Consider the following 21,044-nt stretch of genomic DNA (forward strand, 5'->3'; position numbering starts at 1 on the left):
CCGCGGTCCGCACCCGCCGGGCCGCCCGCCGCGCTGCTCGCGGTGGGCGGCCCGGTTGCGCTCCCCGTGCCGGCGGTCAGCCCAGCAGCCGCGACCAGAACCGGGCCCAGCGTCCGCGCGGCTTGTCCTTCTCGGGCCTGGGCACCGGGGGCGCCCCGGCCGGCTCGGCGTGCGCCGGGTAGCCGGGGGCGTGCTGCCAGGGCTGGTCGGCGGAGGCCACCCGGCCCTCGCGCATGATCCGGACGGTGTGGCCGCCGCACCCCGGGCAGGTCGGCTTGAGCAGCGGAGACGGTACCCGGACACCGTTGGCGTGGTACTCGAACACGACGTGGCCGTCCTTGGCGACGTGGTGCTCGATGTCGTACGCCTGCTCCCAGCCGTACCCGCAGCGCAGGCACGCGAAGGAGTAGGCCTCCCGTACGGTCTCGACGGGAGTGTGCGGCCGCCCGGACAGTCCGGGTGCGCCCAGTGCGTTGCCACTGCGGGGGCTACCGATCGTGTCGCTCATAGCCTTCTCCCAGTGCCCGTCGGGCGCTCGCCCGGCTGGGTCTTTCCGTTCCAGGAAATGCCCGGACCGCCCCGACCGAAGCCCTGCTTGTGAAGAATTGGATGCGCATTGGGAAGTCCTATACGAAGGGCCTCCCGGACTGCCGGAACCGGGACCGAAACTTCAGCTGAGCGGGGGTTTATCGGGGCCTCATTCCAAGGTACGACTCCCCGCCAGCCCCGCAACCCCCGGAATTCACCCCTTTTTCAGAACCCCGTCCAGGCCGTCCTTCTTGGCCGCGACGACGGCGTCGAAGACCTCCCGCTTGGGCACGGACAGCTCCGCCGCGACGGCCGCGATGGCCTCCTTGCGGCGTTCCCCGGCCTCCTCGCGGACGGCGACCAGCCGGGCCAGCTCGGCGGGGGTCAGCTCCCGGGGCGCGGCCGGCGGGGCGCCGGCCACCACGACGGTGATCTCGCCCTTGACCCCGTCGGCCGCCCAGGCCGCCAGCTCGCCGATCGGCCCGCGCTTGACCTCCTCGTAGGTCTTGGTGAGCTCGCGGCACACGGCCGCCGGGCGCCCGGGCCCGAAGGCCTCGGCCATCGCGGCCAGCGCCTCGGCGATCCGGTGCGGCGCCTCGAAGAAGACCATGGTGCGCGGCTCGGCCGCGATCGAGGCCAGCTGCCGGGCCCGGTCCCCGGTCTTGCGCGGCAGGAAGCCCTCGAAGGTGAACCGGTCGACGGGCAGGCCGGACAGCGCGAGCGCGGTGAGCACCGCGGACGGCCCGGGGACGGCGGTGACCTTCACCTCCGCCGCGACGGCCGCCGCCACCAGCCGGTAGCCGGGGTCGGAGACGGAGGGCATCCCGGCGTCGGTCACCAGCAGCACCCGGGCACCGCCGAGCAGCGCCTCGACCAGCTCGGGGGTGCGGGCGACCTCGTTGCCCTCGAAGTAGGAGAGGACCCGCCCGGTCGGGGTCACCCCGAGCGCCTGGGTGAGCCGGCGCAGCCGCCGGGTGTCCTCGGCCGCGATGACGTCCGCCGCGGCCAGCTCGGTGAGCAGTCGGGGCGGGGCGTCCGAGACGTCGCCGATGGGGGTGCCTGCGAGAACGAGTACTCCTGTCACGGGCCCCATCCTCGCAGCTCCGCCACCCCGGGGCGTTTGGTGATGATTCGGGCAGCTTCCGAGGGACCGCTCAACCGTGCGAAGAGCGCCCCTACGATGTGGCGGATGAACGGCGACACGGCGGCGCAGACGCCCACTGGTACGGACCACTCCGCGCAGGGCGGTGTCGGCCTGCCGTCCCCCCGCCCGGCTCCGACCACGGGGGCCGGGCCCGCGTCGCCCCCGGAGGCGGCGCCGGGCTGGCGGGAGCGCCTGGCCCGGTACGGCTACCGCCCGGGCCCGACCGCGACGCTCACCGAGCGCCTGGCGCCCCCGATGCCGGACGGCTCCGGGGTGACCGCGCGGGACGTCCCGCAGTCACCGCTGCTGCTGCGGCTGGGCGTCCGGCTGCCGCAGGGCCTCTGGTACCTGCTGTGCCGCTGGTCCGGCTGGCTGGGTCCGATCGCGGTGGCGGTGTTCGCCGGGCTGCTGCGGTTCACGAACCTGGGGCAGCCGCACGCGATCATCTTCGACGAGACCTACTACGCCAAGGACGCCTACGCGCTCTGGCACGGCGGCTACGAGATCAGCTGGCCGGAGGACGCCAACACGACGATCATGACGCCGGGCGCGGCCGTCCCGTACCGCGCGACGCCCTCGTACGTGGTGCACCCGCCGGTCGGCAAGTGGATCATCGGCGCGGGCGAGCAGCTGTTCGGCATGAACCCCTTCGGCTGGCGCTTCGCGGTGGCGCTGCTCGGCACCCTGTCGGTGCTGATGCTGGCTCGGATCGCCCGCCGGATGTTCCGCTCGACCCTGCTGGGCTGCGTGGCCGGCCTGCTGCTGTCGGTGGACGGCCTGCACCTGGTGCTCAGCCGGGCGGCGCTGCTGGACCTGGTGGTGATGTTCTGGATGCTCGCCGCCTTCGGCTTCCTGCTGCTGGACCGCGACCGCACCCGGGCCCGGCTGGCGGCCCGGCTGGGCGGGGTCGCCGACGCGCGGGCGGCGCAGCGGCTGCACCTGGGCTGGCGCCCGTACCGGATCGCGGCCGGCGTCTGCGTCGGCCTGACCTGCGCCACCAAGTGGAGCGGGCTGTACGTGGCGGCGGCCTTCGGCGTGATGACCGTGCTGTGGGACGTCGGCGCCCGCCGGCTGGCCGGCGCGCCGCGCCCGTACCTGGCGGTGCTCGCCCGGGACGTGGTGCCGGCCTTCGTGTCGGTCGTCGTGGTCTCGGTGGCCGTCTACCTCGCCTCCTGGTGGGGCTGGTTCGCCAGCAGCACCGCGCCCGGCCGGGGCGGCTGGGGCCGGGACTGGGCGGTCGGCCGCTCCACCGACTACCCGTGGATACCCGAGGGCCTGCGCGCCCTGTGGCACTACCACTCGACGGTCTACGAGTTCCACACCCACCTGAGCGACCCCCACACCTACCAGTCGAACCCGTGGTCCTGGCTGGTGCTGGGCCGCCCGGTCTCCTTCTACTACGAGTCCCCGAAGTTCGGCCAGGCCGGCTGCACGGCCGCCGACTGCGCCCGCGAGGTGCTGGGCATGGGCACCCCGCTGCTGTGGTGGACGGCCGTGGTGGCGCTGGTGTACTGCCTGTGGCGCTGGGCGTTCCGGCGGGACTGGCGGGCGGGCGCCCTGCTGTGCGGCCTGGCGGCCGGCTACCTGCCGTGGTTCCTCTACCAGCAGCGGACGATCTTCCTCTTCTACGCGGTGGTGTTCGTCCCGTTCCTGGTGCTCGCCGTGACGATGCTGCTCGGCGCCCTGATCGGGCCGCCGGGCGCCCCCCGGGACCGCCGGATCATCGGGGCGACGGCGGCCGGGCTGCTGGTGCTGCTGATCGTCTGGAACTTCCTGTACTTCTTCCCGCTGTTCACCGGGCAGACCATCCCGCTGGACGACTGGCGCAGCCGGATGTGGTTCAACACCTGGATCTGAGCCGCGTCGCGGCACCCGGCCCGGCCCCGGCCCGGTTGGCGCCGCCGGACCGTCCGCCCACACAGGGCACCCCCGAACCGTCCGTACGCGGTGCACGACACGTACCAGATCCGTCACAAGTCCCGGGCGTTTCGTCGGCGCACCGATCCGCCCTGCCTAGGGTGGGGAGGTACCGCGTTTCCGGCCCCCGGCCGGTTGCGCCCGGCCGCGAGACCCTGGGGGACCTGCACCATGCGCAGTGGCGCGAAGATCGGCATCATCACCGGCGTGTCCGTCGTCGTCCTGGCGGGCGGCGGCTACGGCGCCTACAGCCTGATGGGCGGCTCGGGTTCCGGGTCCTCCGACGGCAAGAAGGCCCGGACGGTGGTCGCCGAGCCCCCCTCCGCCGACCAGGCCGCCAGCGGTGCGAAGGACTTCCTGGCGGCCTGGGCGTCCGGCGACATCGCCAAGGCGGCCGCGCTGACCGACGACCCGGCGACGGCCACCACCGCGCTGACGGCCTTCAAGGACTCGGTGAAGCCGAGCGCGCTGACCCTCACCCCGGCCGGCCCCGCCACGCCCCAGGCCTTCGCCTCCGCCACCGGCACGCCCACCCCGGCCAAGCCCACCGGCGCGGCCTCCGCGGCCCCGTCCGGGACCGGCACCCCCGGGGCCACCGACTCGCCGTCCGCCACCCCCGGGCCGACCGGCGTCCTGATGGGCTTCAAGGCGCGGGCCGAGTTCGAGGGCACCAGCCGGGTCTGGGACTACAACGGCTTCCTGAACGTCGTGAAGATGAGCGACAACACCCCGGCCGTGCACTGGGCCCCGTCGGTGATCCACCCGCACCTGTCCGGCGCCGAGACGATCGCCACCCAGCAGGTCTTCGCCCCGCCGTCCACCGTGGTGGACCGCAACGGCAAGCCGCTGCAGGGCGCCTCGCTCACCCCGGCGCTGATGGCCAGCCTCCAGGACAACGCCCGCAAGCTGCTGCCGCCGGACCCGAACAAGGACCAGGACGCGGGCAGCGCCGTGGTGATCACCGACCCCGCCGGCAAGACCGCGCCCGACAAGCTGTTCACCATCGTCGAGCCGAAGCCCGGCAAGCCGTTCAAGGTCACCATCGACAACACCGTCCAGGCCGCCGCCGAGAAGGCGATGACGGACCTGGGCGGCAAGTCCGGCTCCATCGTCGCGATCGAGCCGAGCACCGGCCAGGTGCTGGCCTTCGCCAACGCGCCGGCCACCGGTCAGAACCGGGCCTTCACCGGCCTGCTCGCCCCGGGTTCGACGATGAAGATCGTCACCTCGACGGCCCTGCTGGAGGCCGGGATCAACCCGGACACCGTGGTGGCGTGCCCGGAGAAGAGCAGCAACCCGGTGGCGATCCCGAACGACTTCCCCGGCGCCTTCCCGAACAACACCCTCCAGCAGGACTTCATGGTGTCCTGCAACACGGCCTTCATCAACCAGGGCCTGACCAGCCTCAGGCCGGAGACGCTCGCCGCCACGGCCAAGGACGTGTACGGCATCGGCCTGGAGTGGAAGACCGGCCTGCCGAACGCCGACGGCAAGGTGCCGGCGACGCCGGGCAGCAAGGACGAGCAGGCCATGAACTACATCGGCCAGGGCAAGGTCCAGATGAACCCGCTGGCCATCGCCTCGATCACCGCGACCGTCCAGAGCGGCGCGTTCAAGCAGCCGATCCTGGTCGCCGGCCTGCCGCAGCAGCAGGCGGCCCGCCAGATCGCGCCGGACGTCGCCACCAAGCTGCGCGCGATGATGAACGCCACCGCCGTCGGCGGCACGGCCAAGGACGTGATGGCCGGGATCACCGACAACGCGGGCGCCAAGACCGGTTCCGCCGAGGTGCAGGGCGCGTCCACCACCAACAGCTGGTTCACCGCCTTCCGCGGCAACATCGCGGTCGCCGCCGAGGTCCAGGGCGGCGGCCACGGCGTCGACGCGGCCGGCCCGGCGGTCGCCTCGCTGCTCAAGGCGGCCGCCGGCCGCTGAGCGGGAGGGCTCCCGGAGCCCGTTCGACCGTGACGGTCGCGCGGGCCCCGGTCCGTCCCCCGCAGGCTCCGGCCCTCGGCCGTTCCGCCCGTCGGTCGGGACCTCAGCGCCCAGGCAGCACCGGCTGCGGCGCGTTCAGCAGCCGGGTCGGGACGGGTCGGCGGCTGCTCCAGCGCCGGGCCGCCAGCCGGGGCCAGATCACCAGGACGACCGGCAGCGCCAGGTACCCGAAGCGCCCCGCCGGGGCGAGGGTGAAGGCGATCGCCAGGCCCGCGGCCAGCAGGTCGGCGGCCGCGATCGCGGAGACCGGCGGCCGGGCCAGCAGCCAGATCGCCACCCCGACCAGGGCCACCGTCATCAGCGCCAGCGAGATCGAGTGCCCGGTGGGCCCGAAGCCGGCCAGCACCTTGCCGGGCAGCGGGCTGCCGGCCGGGGTGCGGATCGCGGTCATCCCGAGCGGGAAGCGCACCACCTGGTCGCGCACCTGGTCCGGCTGGGTCAGGACGGACGGCAGGATCACCGCCGCGCTCACCCCGACCCCGATCAGCGCGGTGCGGGCGGCGGGCCGGCGCCCGTACAGCCGCCAGAGCAGCAGGACGGCCACCGGCAGGGCGGGCCAGGCGGTCCACTTGAGGCTGCAGGCCAGGGCGAGCACCAGGCCGGCGCCGACGGTCCGGTCCCGCTCGGCGAGCGCCATGGCCAGGCAGCAGACCCCGATCAGCGGCAGGTCGACTCCGCCGACGGCGAGGGCGAGCGCTATCAGCGGCGAGGCGGTGAGCACGGCCAGCGGCAGCAGCGGCGCGCGGTCCCGGCTGGGCCGCAGCAGCCGCCAGGCGCACAGCAGGCAGGCGACGAAGGTCAGGGCGAACCAGATGCGCGCGTCGCCGGCGACCCTGGTGAAGGCGGTGGAGCTGCCGAGCAGCTGGCGCGGCAACCCGAACAGGGCCATGGCCGGCAGGTAGGGGTTGTAGTCGGTGACCACCACCGGGTGCGGCAGGTACGCGTCACCGGTGGTGAGCAGCAGGTGGGCCGAGCGTTCGACCACCATGACCTCGGACTGGTGGCGGCCGCTCAGGGCGAGCAGTCCCAGGGGGGCGAAGACGGCGCCGGCGAGGGCGACCGCGGCGGCGGCCTGCGGGGCGTAAGGGCGCGGCAGGGCCAGGCAGAACAGCCCGGCCAGCAGGTAGGCGGGGGCCGCGACCAGGCCCCACAGCCGCTGGTTGGGCAGGTCGGAGACCAGGGGGAAGGCGGCGGCCCAGCCGGCCGCGACCAGACAGCCGAGCAGCTGGACCGAGCGCAGCGAGGCGAGCCGGGCGGGATTCCACCGATCGGGCGTGGGCGGAAACGTGCTTTCACCACGCTGTCGGGGGAACGGCCGGGTCGAGAAGCCTCTCGGCGGCCGTCCGGGTCTGGACGGCACCTCGGCGCTGACGGTCTGGGCCGGCGTTCTGGCGCGGCCGGTGAAGCGGCCGCGCGGGCGGGAGAAGCCGGGCGTGCGGGTGCTCACCATGGTGGAAGGTTATGGGTGCCGAGCGGGCCCTGTCGCCATGGCGTTCCGCGCCGATCGGGGTGCTACGCGCGTAGGGCCGCCGGGTGCCGTACCGAGCGGCGGCCCTTCACGATTGGATAACGGCCTGGTCAGACGGTCGGACTGTCGACCGGGGCGGCCTGCTCCTCGTTCTGCTCCAGCTTGGAGTGCTTGATGCTGTAGCCGAAGTAGACGACCACCGCGACGGCGAGGGCGATCCCGCCGGCCCGGAAGGTGTCGGCGTGCAGCCCGGCGATCAGGTAGACACAGAAGGCGACGCTGACCAGCGGGACGACCGGGTAGCCGGGCACCTTGAAGCCGCGCGGCAGGTCGGGCTGGGTGCGGCGCAGGACCATCACGCCGATCGAGACCACCGAGAAGGCGATCAGGGTGCCGAGGCTGGTGATGTCGGCCAGGACGTTCAGCGGGATGAACGCGGCCAGCGCGCCCACGCCGACGCCCACCACGATGGTGTTCCAGACCGGGGTGCCGGTGCGCGGGGAGAGCTGGGCGAAGCGCTTGGGCAGCATGCCGTCGCGGCCCATCGAGTACAGGATGCGGGTCTGGCCGTAGATCACCACGAGGGTGACGCTGAAGATCGAGATGATCGCGCCGACCGCGAAGATCATCGCGGGCCAGCCCTGGCCGGTGATGTCCTGCATGATCTGGGCGAGCCCGGCCTCCTGGCCGTCGAACTTGGTCCACGGCTGGGCACCGATGCCGGCGAGGGCGACCAGGATGTAGATCAGGGTCACCACGACCAGCGAGATGATGATCGCCAGCGGCAGGGTGCGGCGCGGGTTCTCGACCTCCTCACCGGCGGTGGACACGGCGTCCAGGCCGATGAAGGAGAAGAAGATGCTGGACGCGGCGACCTGCACACCGCCGATGCCGAGCGGCATGAACGGGGTGAGGTTGCCGGAGTGGAAGCCGGTGAGCGCGACGCCGACGAACAGCAGCAGGATCAGGATCTTGATTCCGACCATGGCCGCGTTGACCTTCGCCGACTCGCTGACGCCGCGGACCAGCAGGAAGCAGACCATGGCGACCAGCAGCAGGGCCGGCAGGTTGAACCAGTGGCCGCCGCCGGGGGCGCCGGACAGCTGCTCGGGGATCTTCACCCCGAAGGCGAGGTCGAGGAACTTGTTCAGGTACTCGGCCCAGCTCACCGCGATCGCGGAGGCGGAGACGCCGTACTCCATCAGCAGGCAGATGCCGACGCCGAAGGCGACGCCCTCGCCGAGGGTGGCGTAGGCGTAGGAGTACGAGGAGCCGGAGACCGGGATCGCGGAGGCCATCTCGGCGTAGCAGAGCGCGGTGAGTCCGGCGGTGACCGCGGCGACCACGAAGGACAGGATGACGGCCGGTCCGGCCGCCGGGACCGCGTCCCTGAGCACGAAGAAGATGCCGGTGCCGATGGTTGCGCCGATGCCGATCGCGGACAGCTGCCAGAGCCCGATGGAGCGGCGGAGGTGGATGCCGGAGCGTCCGCCCTCCTCGGGCGCACCGGCCGGGAGGCCGCTGTGGCCGTCGCTCTCCGCGATCAGGGACGATACGGGCTTGCGTCGCAGTAGACGCGCACCAAGGGTGTTGCTGGCCAAGACCGCGATCCTTCTAGGCGGGGGAGGGTGTCCTAGTGTCCGGTCACCCGGGGCACGAGGGGGTGCCATCGGGGACCAACCGAACAAAGATGGGACAGTACCCCCCGAATGCACCAGTGTCGCAAACGAACAGTCCCGGGCTCCGCATTGTACGAACCGTAGTACCGAAGGTAACGAACCGGACACTTCGCACACGGCAGACCCCTCTCAAGGCGGGGTAAAAGGCCAGTTCAGCGCCGCTACCGGCCGGTCTCAGCGGTCGAGCACCGCCCGCATCACCTCCCGCGCGATCGGCGCCGCCAGCGCGCCCCCGGTGACGTCCGAGGCACCGCTGTCCGCGACCACCACGGCCACCGCGACCGGCGGCACGGCGTCCGAGCCGGCCGGCTTGGCCCAGGAGATGAACCAGGCGTACGGCGTTCCGCTGTTGTCCACCCCGTGCTGGGCGGTGCCGGTCTTGCCGCCGACCACCGCCCCGGCGATCCGGGCGTTGCCGCCGGTGCCGTTCTCCACCACGTCGGTCATCAGTCTCCGTACCTGCCCGGCCACCGCCGGCGTCAGCGGGCGCCGGTACACGGCCGGCTTCATCACCTCCACCGCCGTCCCGTCGCTCCGGGTCAGCCTGTCCACCAGCTGTGGCCGCATCACCGTCCCGTCGTTGGCGATCCCGGCCGCGACCATCGCCATCACCAGCGGGGTGGCCGCGGTGTCGAACTGCCCGATCGAGGACAGCGCCAGCTGCGACGGCTCCATCCGCGTGTCGAAGTTCGACCGGGCCGCTCGCACCGGGACGTCCAGCTCCGGGTCGTTGAAGCCGAAGCCCTCGGCCGTCGCCACCATCCGCTCCAGCCCGGTCCGCACCCCGAGGTAGCCGAGCACGCTGTTGCAGCTGGCGGTCATCACCGCGTCCAGCGACTGCCCGGGCCGGTCGCAGACGGCGCTGTCGTTGACCAGCGCCGTGGTCGTCCCCGGCATCACGTACGGGAACGGCGCCGCGGTCGGCGCGCTCGGATCGGTGACCACCCCGCTCGCCAGCGCGGCCGCGGCGGTGACCACCTTGAAGGCCGACCCCGGCGGGTAGGTCTGGCGCAGCGCCCGGTTGAGCATCGGCTGGTCGGGGTCGGCCTGCAGCCGGTTCCAGGCCGTCCGGTCGGCGCCGCCGGCTCCGGCGAAGCTCCCCGGGTCGTAGGAGGGCGTGCTGGCCAGCGCCAGGATCCGCCCGGTGGCCGGTTCGATCGCCGCCACCGCGCCCTTCTGGCGGCCGAGCCCGCTCATCGCGGCCTGCTGGGCGGCCCGGTCGATCGTGGTGTGCACGTCCCCGCCGGGGCTCTGCCTGCGGGTGATCGCGTCCCAGAGCGCCCAGCCGGTCAGCCGTCCGTCGGTGCCGGTCAGCAGGCCGTCCTCGGTCGCCTCCAGCTGGGTGGTGCCGTACGCCTGGGAGGCGAAGCCGGTGACGGCGGCGTAGGCCGGGCCGTCGGTGTAGGTGCGCTTGTACGCGTACCGGCCGCCGGTGGCCCGGGAGCCGGTGACGGGCTCGCCACCGACCAGGAGGTTCCCGCGCGGCTGGGCGTAGCGCTCGACGGTGAGCCGCTGGTTGGCGGTGTTGCGGTCGAGGTCCGCCGCCTCGAAGACCTGCACCCGGGTGGCCTGCACGCACAGCGCCGCGACCAGCAGCAGGCAGAAGGTGGCCGCCCGGCGCCCGGTGACCGAGATCCCGGGCAGCCCCTGCGGGCCGTTCCCCCGCAGCCGGATCCGCGCCATCACGGCCCCTCGGGGACGGGCTGCCGGGCGTCGTGGCTCATGCGCACGAGCAGCGCGACGATGATCCAGTTGGTCACCACCGAGGAGCCGCCCTGGGCGATGAACGGCATGGTCATCCCGGTCAGCGGGATCAGCGCGAGCACCCCGCCGGCCACCACGAACACCTGCAGGCCGACGATGGCCGCCAGGCCGATCGCCAGCAGCCGCCCGAAGGGGTCGCGCAGCGCGATGCCGGTCCGGAACCCCCGCGAGACCAGCACCGCGTAGAGCAGGAACACCGCGATCAGCCCGGTCAGGCCGAGCTCCTCGCCGATGGTCGCGAGGATGAAGTCCGACTTGGCGGCGAAGCCGATCAGCACCGAGTGGCCGTTGCCCAGCCCGGTGCCCAGCTCACCGCCCCAGGCGAAGGCGAACAGCGACTGGGCGAGCTGGTTGGCCCCCCGGCCCGCCGCGATCGAGCCCAGCGGGTCCAGCCAGTCCGCCACCCGGCTGTGGACGTGCGGTGAGAGCAGGCCGACCGTCACAGCGCCGACCGCCGCCAGGCCCAGGCCGATCGCGATCCAGCCGGTGCGCGCGGTGGCCACGTACAGCATCACCACGAAGAGGCCGAAGAAGAGCAGCGAGGTGCCGAGGTCGGTCTCCAGCACCAGCACGCCGACGGAGGCCGCCCAGATCAGCAGCACCGGCCCGAGCACCCGCCCGCGCGGCAGCTGCCAGCGCCAGACCCGGCGGCCGGTGAGCGCCAGGGCGTCCCGGTGCACCGCCAGGTAGGCGGCGAAGAAGACGGCCAGCAGCACCTTGGCGAACTCCCCCGGCTGGAAGGAGAGCGGCCCGACCACGATCCAGATCCGCGAGCCGTACACCGGTGGGAAGAAGATCGGCAGCACCATCAGCACCAGGGCCAGCAGCGCCCCCAGGTAGGCGTAGCGGCGCAGCCGCCGGTGGTCGCGCACCAGCAGCACGACGGCGATGAACAGCGCCACTCCCAGACCCGACCAGAGCAGCTGGGCCGAGGCGGCCGCCCGCCCCGGAGTGGCCCGGTCCAGCCGGTGGATCACCACCAGCCCGATCCCGTTGAGCAGCACGGCGATCGGCAGCAGCAGCGGATCCGCGTACCGGGCCCGCCACCGGACGACGGCGTGCGCCGCCAGGGCCGGCACGCCCAGCACGGCGGCGTAGGCCGCCGCGTCGGCCGGCACCGCGCCGTCCAGGTTGGCGCCCACCTCGATGTAGCCGAACACGGCGGCCAGGACGGCGGTCAGCACCAGCAGCAGCTCGGTGGTGCGCCCGGTCGGCACCGACCGGGCCGGCCGGGCGGATCTCATCACGGCGGAGGGTGTCGCCACGAACCGTCCTGGGGGAGGCGGAGGAGCCGGATCGGGGCGCCGGTGCGGCGGCGCCCGCGCCCAGATCCGTCAATCTAACGAGCACGGACCACGCGCATCGGCTCTTCGCCCCGGTGTGTCCGCCATTGCCGGCATCATCCCCGCACCTCACGGCGCCCGCCGCCCCGCCAGAACGGCCGCGCCGGCACCGACGACGGCCAGCAGAGCCGTGGCGAGCACCAGTTCGCCCCAGGGCAGGGCCACCCGCCCCCGTGTCCACGTCCCGTCGAAGGCTATCCGGGCGCGGGTAGGAGCGGCGTGATGCCCGGGAGCCACAAGGTCCCGCCCATTTCGCGGAGTTCACGGACCGGCGGGCGGCAGCACCGTCCGGTCCCGTTTGGCCTTGGCGAACTGATGATCCCTAGGATCTGGCGCGTGACTACCGGACGACGACCGACGACCAGGCTCGGCAGCCTGCTGACCGCCCTGGCGATAACGGGCGCCTCGCTGCTCCTCGGCCTGCCCGCCCATGCCAGCGAACCAACAGCCGGCGCCTCAGCCGCGCCCAAGGAGAACCCCAAGGTCGACCTGATCCTGGACGTCAGCGGTTCCATGACCGCCACCGACATCCAGGGCAAGAGCCGCATCTCGGTGGCCCAGCAGTCGCTGAACGAGGTGATCGACGCCCTCCCGCCGGAGACCGACTTCGGCATCCGCACCCTCGGCGCGACCTACCCCGGCAACGACAGGAACCTCGGCTGCCAGGACACCAAGCAGCTCTTCCCGGTCGGCAAGACCGACAAGGTCGAGGCCAAGACCGCGGTCGCCACCCTGCGGCCCACCGGCTGGACCCCGATCGGCCTGGCCCTGCGCGGCGCCGCGCAGGACCTCGGCAAGGGCGAGACCACCCGCCGGGTGGTGCTCATCACCGACGGCGAGGACACCTGCACCCCGCCCGACCCCTGCGACGTCGCCCGCGAACTCGCCGCCCAGGGCATCCACCTGGTGGTCGACACCCTCGGCCTGGCGCACGACGACAAGACCCGCCAGCAGCTGCTCTGCATCGCCAACGCCACCGGCGGCACCTACACCGACGTCCGCACCCCCCAGCAGCTCACCGACAAGGTCAAGCAGCTGGTCGACCGCACCAACGACACCTACGCGGTGACCCCGACCAAGACCGCCGGCACCGACAAGTGCGAGAGCGCACCCGTGCTCGCCCCCGGCGTCTACAGCGACCGCGAGAAGTTCTCCGAGCACCGCGTCTACAAGATCCCGGTCAAGTCCGGCCAGGAGCTGCGCGCCTCCGTCAGCGTCTCGCTCGACCGCGCGGTGAACCGCGACTACGGCGTCCTGCTCCAGGCGACCAGCGCCACCGGCCAGGAGCTCGTCCGCGGCACCGACGCCGGCAGCACCCGCGCCGACGTGATCTCCACCGGCCTGCGCTGGTCCACCGCCGACTCCAAGGGCTACGTCACGGCGAGCCCGACCTCCGCGTCCTCCTCGGCCAAGGACAAGCCCGACACCACCGTCTGCCTGGTCGTCAGCAACTCGCTGGCCCCGCAGCCCGGCGTCCAGACCGACCCCGGCATGCCGCTGGAACTGACCGTCGACCTGGCCTCCTCCTCGCCCGCCCCCGAGGGCGCCGCGATGGGCCTAGGCCGCGGCTGGATCCTGCTGCTCACCCTCACCCTGGCCGGCCTGGCCTTCGGCCTGCTCTTCGGCTGGATCGCACGCTGGCGCATCGCCGTCTGGCGGGAGAACTGACCATGCGTACGACGATCCGCGGCGCCCTCGCCGCCCTCGCCCTGCTCCCCGCCCTCGCGCTGGGCGCCCCCGCCGCCTCCGCCGCGCCGTCGCCCTCGGCGAGCGCGAGCGGCACCCCGGCCCCGGCCACCAAGGCCGGCACCTCTTTCCTGACCGCGGTCAACCTCTCCCCCGGCCAGGACGCCGACGTCTCCATCTCCACCGGCGACTACCTGTACTGGGCGTTCGGAGCCTCCGAGGGCCAGACGCCGACGGTCCGCCTGAACGTCACCCTGGCCCCCTCGGCCGACCGCCACGGCCCGCAGACCTGGACCGTCGAGGTCTTCGACGGGCTGCGCCGCCGCCAGGCCTGCACCGCCGGCACCCAGAACGCCACCGCCGACCAGAGCACCGCCACCGTGGCGCTCGACTGCACCCTGCGCGAGGTCCGCACCTGGGCCGAGCCGTGGTCCGGCGACCCGCTGCCCGGCACCTACTACGTCCGGCTCTCGGTCAGCGACGCCCCGCAGCCCGACCTCGGCCTGGCCGCCGGCGCCCGCCTGCACGTCAGCTCCAAGGGCGGCGCCGACAACGCCCAGCCCGAGGGCGGCGAACTGAAGGCCCCGCTGGTCCCGCCGGTCGGCGGCGGCGCCGGCACCGCCAAGCCGGCCGCCCCGGTGGCCGAGGAGGAGCACTGGTACACCGGCTGGTTCTCCGGCTGGAACAGCCGCTGGTACTGGACCATCGGCGGCGGCTTCCTGGCCGCGCTGGCCGGCGTCCTCGGCTACAACCTGACCCGGCACCCGCACGGGCAGCGCCCCGGCCGCTACGGCGGCGTCCCGCCCCAGGGCTCGCACCAGCACGGCTCCTACGCCGACCGCCCGTAACCGCCCGCGGCAGGGCCGGCCGGACGTCCGGCCGGCCCTGCCGCGTTCTGCGACCATGGGGGCATGCAGCCCCGCGGCCGGATCGTGGTCGGCGTGGACGGCTCCGCGCCCGCCCGCGCGGCCGTCGTCTGGGCGGCCCGCCTGGCCGGCCTCACCGGCGGCCCGCTGGAGGCGGTGGCCGTCTGGGAGTTCCCCTGCCTGCACGGCGAGCACGGCCTCGTCCCGCCCGCCCTGGACGGTTTCGGCCCGGAGCGGCGGGCCGCCGCCATCCTCGCCGAGTCGGCGGGCCTGGCCGAGACGGCCGCCGCCCGCGCGGTGCCGCTGCGCCGCCACCTCAAGGCCGGGGCGCCCGGCCCCGCCCTGGTCGCCGCCGCCGGCGGAGCCGCCCTGCTGGTCCTCGGCAACCGCGGCCGCTCCACCCCGCCGGACGCCCCGCTCGGCACCGTCGCCCAGTACTGCCTGCACCACGCGCCCTGCCCGGTGGTCATCGTCCGGGAGCCCGGGCCGGGCGGCGCCGACGGCCTGTGACCAGGGCACCCGCAGCCCGTGACCGGGGCCTCAGCCCTTGAACAGGTTGTGTCCCACGTCGGACGGCACCTCGTCCTGGACCGGCTTGCTGCCCGGCCCGGGCACGTGCTCGCCGGGTACCGGCTCACCACTCTCCCGGTGCAGCAGCACCACCCCGTCCTCGGCCCAGACCTGCCGGTAGCCGTGGGCCAGCAGCAGCTGGATCCGGTCGGCCTGCTCCCGGTCGGTCTTGAACGGGAAGGACCGCTTGTCCGAGCGGGTGAGCACGTACTCGCGTCCGCGCGGCGTCCCGTCCACCAGCACCACGTCGGCCCGCGCGGTCAGCCGCGGCGCGATCTGGTTGTCCGCCTCCACCGAGGCCCCGTCCGGGATCAACGCGGCCGCCCGGACCAGCGCGGCCTCGCTCGCCCTCGGCTCCCAGGAGGACGGCACGGCCAGTTGCAGCAGTCCGATCGGCACGGCGGCCACCAGCGCCACCCCCGCCGCGCCCAGACCCAGCAGCCGGGCGCGCCGACGCGTCCGCTCGGGCCGCTCGGCGCCGCTCAGCCGGCCCAGCACCTCGATCGCGGCGGTCAGCAGGATCGGCCAGAGCATCGAGTCGTAGTGCCGGGCGATCGACCAGTGGTTGGGGTTGCTGGACAGGATCCGCTCGGCCAGCAGCGGCAGCGCGCACAGCGCGGTCGCCGAGCGCAGCGGCAGCAGGAACATCGTGCCGAACAGCCAGAGCAGCAGCAGCGGCTTGAGCGGCTGGTCGAAGGCCGTCCGGACCAGCAGGGACGGGTCGTGCAGCAGGTTGCGGACGGCCTCGCCGCCGTCGGCGCCGAGGGCCGTGTAGTTCCAGTAGTAGCCCGGCTCCCCGCCCATCGCCGGGATCAGCCACGTGATCGCCACCGCCGAGGCGACCGGCCCGCCCACCAGCAGCCCGATCCCGGTGAAGCGCCCGGCGCGGTCCCCGGTGCGGCGGTTGCGGAGCAGCAGCACCAGGCCGTACGCGCCGACCATGAGGCCGAGGTCCTCCTTGGTGCAGCACAGCAGGGCGGCGGCGAGCACCACCGTGCCGTACCGGCGGGCCAGGCCGCGCTCCAGCATCAGCAGGGTCAGCGGGACGGCGAACGCCACCTCGTGGAAGCCGACCCGGGCGGCGACCAGCAGCGGCCAGCCGAGCGCGTGGACCAGCCCGGCCAGGTCGGCCGCCCGCCGGGCGGTGCGCGGCTCGGCGGAAGCGAAGCAGTGGGCGGCGATCCGCCGGATCAGCGGCACCCCGAGCGCGAACAGCAGCGCCTGCCCGATGATCAGCGAGCGGGGGTCGTCCCAGATCCAGTACAGCGGCGCGAGCAGCGCCAGTACCGGCGAGAAGTGGTCGCCCAGCAGCGAGAAGCCGGGCGGGAACTCGTGGTGGTAGCTCTTCAGCGTCGACACCGGCAGCCCGAAGTGGGCGTAGCCGCGCACGCCCTGGTCGAAGATGCCGAGGTCGAAGCCACCGAGCGAGACGGAGGCCCAGCCCTGGAGGCCGACGGCGCACGTCACCGCGAAGCACAGCGCACCGAGCAGCGCGGTGCGGCGGGCCGGGGAGTCCAGGACGGCCACCGCCCGGCGGGCGGCGGGCGCGGCGGCCCTGGACGGCGTCGGGGTTGCGGTCTGGGTGGTCACGTCGACTCTGATCCGTCAGGTCCGATTGGTCAGGGCGGGGTCACGCTCGAGCTCGGCGTCCCGGACGTCCCCCGTGTCCCGGACGGGCTCCAGCAGCGCCCGGGCGCCGGCCGAGGCGTCGACGGCCCCGCGCCGGGCGCGGTACAGCCGCCGGCCGACGACGGCCAGCACCGCGATGCCGAGCAGCGGGTAGATCGAGCCGGGCAGCTGCCAGTACCAGGCGACGCCGCGCCCCCAGCGGTGCGGCACCGCCCACATCACGTGGGAGAGGAACACCGCCAGCGTCACCACCGGCAGCACGGCCGGCAGCACCCGCCGCGCCCCGGTCCTGGCCTCCACCGCCAGCAGGGCGATCAGCGGGATGCACCACACCCAGTGGTGGGTCCAACTGATCGGCGAGACCAGCAGCGCGGTGAGGGCCGCGCAGACGGCGCCCCAGGCGTCGGCCCGGCGCAGCACCCGGGCGGAGCGCCCGGCGAGCACCGCCACCCCGAGCCCGACCACCCCGACCAGCGCGGAGGCGACCAGTCCGACCGACCCCGGGTCGTTGGCGTCGAGCAGCCGGCAGACGGCGCCGCGCAGCGACTGGTTGTCCACCAGCACGGTGACGCCGACCCGGCTCGGATCCCACAGGTAGGTGCTCCAGAAGCCGTACGAGGCGTCCGGCAGCGCGATCCAGCCGATCAGGCCCGCGCCGAGGAAGGTGGCGACCGAGACCAGGCCGGCCCGGATCCGGCCGGTCAGGAACAGGTAGACGGTGAACAGGCCCGGAGTGATCTTGACGGCGGTGGCCAGGCCGATGCCGACGCCCTTGAACCGGCTGCGGTCCGGGCGGGTCAGGTCCCACAGCACCAGGCAGAGGATGCCCAGGTTGACCTGGCCGTACTGGAACGTGGTGTACACCGGCTCCAGCCAGACGGCGAGGCCGGTCGCGAGGATCACGGCGCCCGGGCGGGTGCGCCGGGGCCAGCCGGCCAGCCGCAGCGAGAGGTGGACGGCGAGGGCCAGCAGCGCGTAGTTGAGGAGCATCACCAGGACGCGCAGGGTGCTCACGTCGAACCAGGAGCTCGGGACGAACAGCAGCGCGGCGAACGGCGGGTAGGTGGCCGGCAGGTCCCAGCCGGGCAGCCGCATCGCGTAGAGGTCCGTGCCGTCCACCACCGCCCGGCCCTCGGCACGGTAGACCAGCATGTCGACCATGGTCGCCCCGTGGAGGTGCCGCACCAGGACGAACGCCGCCAGCGACAGCGCCGCCGCGCAGCTCGCCGCGAGGGTCAGGGAGTTCGGTCTTCCGGTCGCCGGGCGTCCGCCGGGTTCCTCCGGGTCCGCTTCTCGCGTCCACCGTTCCAGACCGAACTCGCGCACCGCGATGGCACCCCGTTGAGATAGACCAGATCGTTCCCTCGTCAGCGTCTGGGTCCACCCACCATAACCGACCCCCCTGAGGCCCAAACGGCGTCAGAATCCCGGCCGGGAGCGTGTTGTGATCTCCGCCACGGCGCCCGCCCCGAGGATCCCGGTGGGCGCAAAACGCGAAATCCCGCCGGGAGTTGACTCCCGGCGGGATTTCCGGACCGATCCGAGTCGATCCGTTGGGTGGAGCTGAGGGGATTCGAACCCCTGACCCCCTCGATGCGAACGAGGTGCGCTACCGGACTGCGCCACAGCCCCAACGAGAAGAAACTCTAGCACCTTCCGGAGGGGGTCCGTGACCACCCCCCTGACCGGGGGGCGGTCACCGTCATTCGTTGGCCGCGCGGCGGCGGGCCTCCGGCTCCGGGGCCTCGGCGTACTGGTCGAACAGCGGGGTGTTGCGGGGCTCGGCCGGGCGCCCGGCGGTCCAGGTGCCGGGGGCCGACAGGTCGAGGCCGCGGGAGACCCGGGGGGCGACCGGAGCGGTGACGTAGGTCGGCAGCGGGACGGGCACCGGCTCCCAGGAGTCCGGGCCGGCCGCACCGCGCTCCCGCATGCCGTCGACCCACTCCTCGTGCTCGGTCGCCTCGGCCACCGCGGAGGCCGACACCGCGACGGTGGGCTCCTCCGGCTCGGCTGCCAGCCGCAGGTGCGGGCGGCGGCCGGGCGGCTGCTCGGCGGGCGCGGCCGGGGCCGGTTCCGCGTCGGCGGGCTCCTCGGCCGGGTGCCGCCCGGCCGCCGGGGCCTCGGCGCGCTGCTGCTCGCGGCGGCGCAGGTGCTCGGCCGCCTGGGCGGCCCGGGCGCGGTCCAGCTTCACCTCGTACCGCTGGCGCTCCAGCTTGCGCAGGTGGCCGATGTAGAGGGTGAGGAGGACCGCCGGCACCGCCGGGACCCAGAGGAAGGCGAGTCCGGCCACCGCCGCGACCACGGCGCCCAGCGCGAAGGCGAGGAAGAGGACGGTGACCATCCGGCGCCGGCGGGCCAGCAGCCGGGCCCGGCGCTCGGTCCCGACCGGCCGCGCGGGGGCCGGCCGTTCGGCCGGACGTTCCGCGGATCGCTCCGCGAGGGGTTCGGACTCCCGGGCGGCGGGGTCGCCGGAGGCGGCCTCGTCCCGTTCGGGAGGACCGTCGTCGCTGTGCTCGTCGTCGCGCGGTTCGTCGCCCAGGGCCCGGGCTGCCCGCCGCTCCAGCGCCGAACGCCCGGCCAGCAGGCGGATGGCGGTGCTGAAGCGTTCCGTCGGGCGCGCCTCGTTGAGTTCGTCCTGCCTGCGGAGCCACATCGGCACCAGATAGGCGGCCCAGGCCCCTACGATGACGGCGTAGATAAGGCCGCTACTGCTCACGATTCACACCGTACGGGCGACGGGGAAGGCGTGGCAGCAATTTGACGCGGCGTGTCGTGTGATCAAGCTGATTCTCCGACTATTTTGCCGGTATTTGTGGCGGTCCGCCGACGCGCCGATGCCATATCGATATTTCTTTCGAACATGTATTCAATTATCGGGGCCCTGGCCGGAGCTGAGCGCCCGCCACCGCTCCAGCATCCCTTCCGGGACCTCCTCGGCGGTCAGGGCATAGACCAGGTGGTCCCGCCAGTCGCCGTCGATGTGGAGATAGCGCGGGCGGATTCCCTCGGAGCGGAAGCCGAGCTTTTCCACCACCCGCCGGCTCGGGCCGTTCTCCGGGCGGATGCAGACCTCGATCCGGTGCAGTCCGAGCGTGCGGAAGCAGTAGTTCACCGAAAGCGCCACGGCGGTCGGCATGATGCCCCGGCCGGCCACGGCCTCGTCGATCCAGTAGCCGATGTTGGCCGAGCACATCGAGCCCCAGGTGATCCCGCCGACGGTCAACTGGCCGACCAGCTGGTCCTTGTAGAGCACCACGAAGGGCAGCATCCGGCCGGCCGAGGCCTCGTGCCGCAGGAAGCGGACCATCTGCCGGTACGTCGGGCGGGGCCCCGCGACCCGGCCCGCCGGGCCGGGCGGCACGGTCGCCTCCCAGCGCCGCAGCCAGTCCCGGTTGCGGCGGCTCACCTCCTGCCACTCGCGCTGGTCACGGGCCCGGATCGGGCGCAGCGTGACCTCCCCCTCGTGGAGCTCTACCGGCCAGCCGGCGTTCAGTGCGCTCTCCCGGAAGCTGGTGCGTCGGGCCGGGGGTGGTCCCCGCCGCCGAGCTGGTCGACGGCGTGGGCGAGCAGCGGCTCCAGGACGGCCAGGCCGTCCCTGACGCCGCCGGTCGAGCCCGGCAGGTTGACGATCAGGGTACGTCCGGCGAGCCCCGCGAGCCCGCGGGAGAGCGCCGCGGTCGGCACCTTGTCCCGGCCGTGGGCGCGGACGGCCTCGGCGATGCCGGGGATCGGGCGGTCGATCACCCGGGCGGTCATCTCGGGCGTGAGGTCCATCGGCGAGATGCCGGTGCCGCCGGTGGTCAGCACCACGTCGTACCCGGCGGCGACGGCCTCGCGCAGGACGGCCTCCACCGGCTCCCCGTCGGGGACGACCCGGGGGCCGTCGACGGTGAAGCCCATCGCGGTCAGGCCCGCCACCAGCAGCGGGCCGCCCTTGTCCTCGTAGACCCCGGCCGAGGCCCGGTTGGAGACGGTGACGGCCAGTGCCCTGCCGACCGGCGTCATGCCCCGGCCTCCGGCGCGAACCAGTCGCCGCTCTTGCCGCCGGTCTTGCTGAGCACCCGGACGGACTCGATGGCGGCGCCCTTGTCCACCGCCTTGACCATGTCGATCACGGTCAGCGCGGCCACCGTCACCGAGGTCAGCGCCTCCATCTCCACGCCGGTGCGGTCGGCGGTCCTGACGGTCGCGGTGATCTCGACCGCGTCGTCCGCGACGGCGAGGTCGACCGTGACCCCGGAGACGGCGATCGGGTGGCAGAGCGGGATGAGGTCCGGGGTGCGCTTGGCACCCATGATCCCGGCGATCCTCGCCACGGCGAGGGCGTCGCCCTTGGGCACGCCCTCGCCGCGCAGCAGCTCGACCACCTTCGGGGAGACCGTGACCCGCCCGGCCGCGACGGCGGTGCGCGCGGTGGTGGCCTTCTCGGAGACGTCGACCATCCGGGCGGCGCCC

17 protein-coding genes and 1 tRNA gene are annotated in these 21,044 nt (G+C 73.8%); 5 read left to right on the forward strand and 13 right to left on the reverse strand.

Features of this window, described 5'->3' with window-relative positions:
• Positions 1-76 precede the first annotated feature (76 nt).
• Together ACGF07_RS13880 and rsmI are read right to left on the reverse strand one after the other, a co-directional pair.
• Entirely contained in the window at positions 77-508 is a 432-nt protein-coding gene (locus tag ACGF07_RS13880) for a hypothetical protein (protein WP_350739278.1), read from the reverse strand.
• A 234-nt stretch (positions 509-742) separates the two neighbouring features.
• The gene (gene rsmI, locus ACGF07_RS13885) at positions 743-1,612 is read right to left on the reverse strand and encodes a 16S rRNA (cytidine(1402)-2'-O)-methyltransferase (protein WP_392898337.1); all 870 of its coding nucleotides are present in this window, start codon (positions 1,610-1,612) and stop codon (positions 743-745) included.
• A 105-nt stretch (positions 1,613-1,717) separates the two neighbouring features.
• Between rsmI and ACGF07_RS13890 the strand changes: the two genes are divergently transcribed.
• The gene (locus ACGF07_RS13890; RefSeq protein WP_350739284.1) at positions 1,718-3,529 is read left to right on the forward strand and encodes a phospholipid carrier-dependent glycosyltransferase; all 1,812 of its coding nucleotides are present in this window, start codon (positions 1,718-1,720) and stop codon (positions 3,527-3,529) included.
• A gap of 231 nt (positions 3,530-3,760) precedes the next feature.
• The gene (locus tag ACGF07_RS13895) at positions 3,761-5,524 is read left to right on the forward strand and encodes a penicillin-binding transpeptidase domain-containing protein (protein ID WP_392898340.1); all 1,764 of its coding nucleotides are present in this window, start codon (positions 3,761-3,763) and stop codon (positions 5,522-5,524) included.
• Positions 5,525-5,627: 103 nt separating this feature from the next.
• Here the strand turns inward: ACGF07_RS13895 and ACGF07_RS13900 are convergent, their stop codons facing one another.
• The 4 genes from ACGF07_RS13900 to ACGF07_RS13915 form a co-directional block, all read right to left on the reverse strand.
• Positions 5,628-7,034 carry a glycosyltransferase 87 family protein gene (locus tag ACGF07_RS13900; protein ID WP_350739290.1) on the reverse strand — a complete coding sequence of 469 codons (1,407 nt, stop codon included), beginning with the start codon at positions 7,032-7,034 and terminating at the stop codon, positions 5,628-5,630.
• A 128-nt stretch (positions 7,035-7,162) separates the two neighbouring features.
• Positions 7,163-8,722: an APC family permease gene (locus ACGF07_RS13905; RefSeq protein WP_392898344.1), complete on the reverse strand. Its 1,560-nt coding sequence runs from the start codon at positions 8,720-8,722 to the stop codon at positions 7,163-7,165.
• A 183-nt stretch (positions 8,723-8,905) separates the two neighbouring features.
• The gene (locus ACGF07_RS13910) at positions 8,906-10,414 is read right to left on the reverse strand and encodes a penicillin-binding transpeptidase domain-containing protein (RefSeq protein WP_392898347.1); all 1,509 of its coding nucleotides are present in this window, start codon (positions 10,412-10,414) and stop codon (positions 8,906-8,908) included.
• The gene (locus ACGF07_RS13915; protein WP_392898350.1) at positions 10,414-11,739 is read right to left on the reverse strand and encodes an FtsW/RodA/SpoVE family cell cycle protein; all 1,326 of its coding nucleotides are present in this window, start codon (positions 11,737-11,739) and stop codon (positions 10,414-10,416) included. The genes ACGF07_RS13910 and ACGF07_RS13915 overlap by 1 nt, the downstream gene beginning before the upstream one ends.
• 435 nt (positions 11,740-12,174) lie before the next feature.
• Between ACGF07_RS13915 and ACGF07_RS13920 the strand changes: the two genes are divergently transcribed.
• From ACGF07_RS13920 to ACGF07_RS13930, 3 genes are all read left to right on the forward strand, one after another.
• Positions 12,175-13,506 (forward strand): VWA domain-containing protein, encoded by a 1,332-nt coding sequence (locus tag ACGF07_RS13920; RefSeq protein WP_392898353.1) that lies wholly within the window; start codon positions 12,175-12,177, stop codon positions 13,504-13,506.
• A 2-nt stretch (positions 13,507-13,508) separates the two neighbouring features.
• Positions 13,509-14,372, forward strand: a complete 864-nt coding sequence (locus tag ACGF07_RS13925) for a peptidase (RefSeq protein ID WP_350739311.1) — start codon at positions 13,509-13,511, stop codon at positions 14,370-14,372.
• Positions 14,373-14,435: 63 nt separating this feature from the next.
• On the forward strand, positions 14,436-14,900 hold the full coding sequence (locus tag ACGF07_RS13930) for a universal stress protein (protein WP_392898356.1): 465 nt from the start codon (positions 14,436-14,438) through the stop codon (positions 14,898-14,900).
• 30 nt (positions 14,901-14,930) lie between these two features.
• Here the strand turns inward: ACGF07_RS13930 and ACGF07_RS13935 are convergent, their stop codons facing one another.
• The 7 genes from ACGF07_RS13935 to moaC all read right to left on the reverse strand — a co-directional run bounded on the left by ACGF07_RS13935 (position 14,931) and on the right by moaC (position 21,031).
• Positions 14,931-16,550 carry a DUF2079 domain-containing protein gene (locus ACGF07_RS13935; protein ID WP_392898359.1) on the reverse strand — a complete coding sequence of 540 codons (1,620 nt, stop codon included), beginning with the start codon at positions 16,548-16,550 and terminating at the stop codon, positions 14,931-14,933.
• Between the two features lie 15 nt (positions 16,551-16,565).
• Positions 16,566-17,915: a glycosyltransferase 87 family protein gene (locus ACGF07_RS13940; RefSeq protein WP_392898362.1), complete on the reverse strand. Its 1,350-nt coding sequence runs from the start codon at positions 17,913-17,915 to the stop codon at positions 16,566-16,568.
• 232 nt (positions 17,916-18,147) lie between these two features.
• Positions 18,148-18,221: transfer RNA gene (locus tag ACGF07_RS13945), tRNA-Ala, on the reverse strand.
• Between the two features lie 70 nt (positions 18,222-18,291).
• Positions 18,292-19,305: a hypothetical protein gene (locus ACGF07_RS13950; protein WP_392898365.1), complete on the reverse strand. Its 1,014-nt coding sequence runs from the start codon at positions 19,303-19,305 to the stop codon at positions 18,292-18,294.
• Positions 19,306-19,455: 150 nt separating this feature from the next.
• Positions 19,456-20,082 (reverse strand): GNAT family protein, encoded by a 627-nt coding sequence (locus tag ACGF07_RS13955; protein WP_350747387.1) that lies wholly within the window; start codon positions 20,080-20,082, stop codon positions 19,456-19,458.
• Positions 20,079-20,594 carry a molybdenum cofactor biosynthesis protein B gene (locus ACGF07_RS13960; RefSeq protein ID WP_392898368.1) on the reverse strand — a complete coding sequence of 172 codons (516 nt, stop codon included), beginning with the start codon at positions 20,592-20,594 and terminating at the stop codon, positions 20,079-20,081. The genes ACGF07_RS13955 and ACGF07_RS13960 overlap by 4 nt, the downstream gene beginning before the upstream one ends.
• Positions 20,591-21,031, reverse strand: coding sequence for a cyclic pyranopterin monophosphate synthase MoaC (gene moaC / locus ACGF07_RS13965; RefSeq protein ID WP_392898601.1), 441 nt, complete (start codon positions 21,029-21,031; stop codon positions 20,591-20,593). Before moaC ends, ACGF07_RS13960 begins: the two co-directional genes overlap by 4 nt.
• Between the last annotated feature and the right edge of the window lie 13 nt (positions 21,032-21,044).

The organism is Kitasatospora sp. NPDC048194 (assembly GCF_043202455.1).
In the GTDB taxonomy this organism is placed as follows: domain Bacteria; phylum Actinomycetota; class Actinomycetes; order Streptomycetales; family Streptomycetaceae; genus Kitasatospora.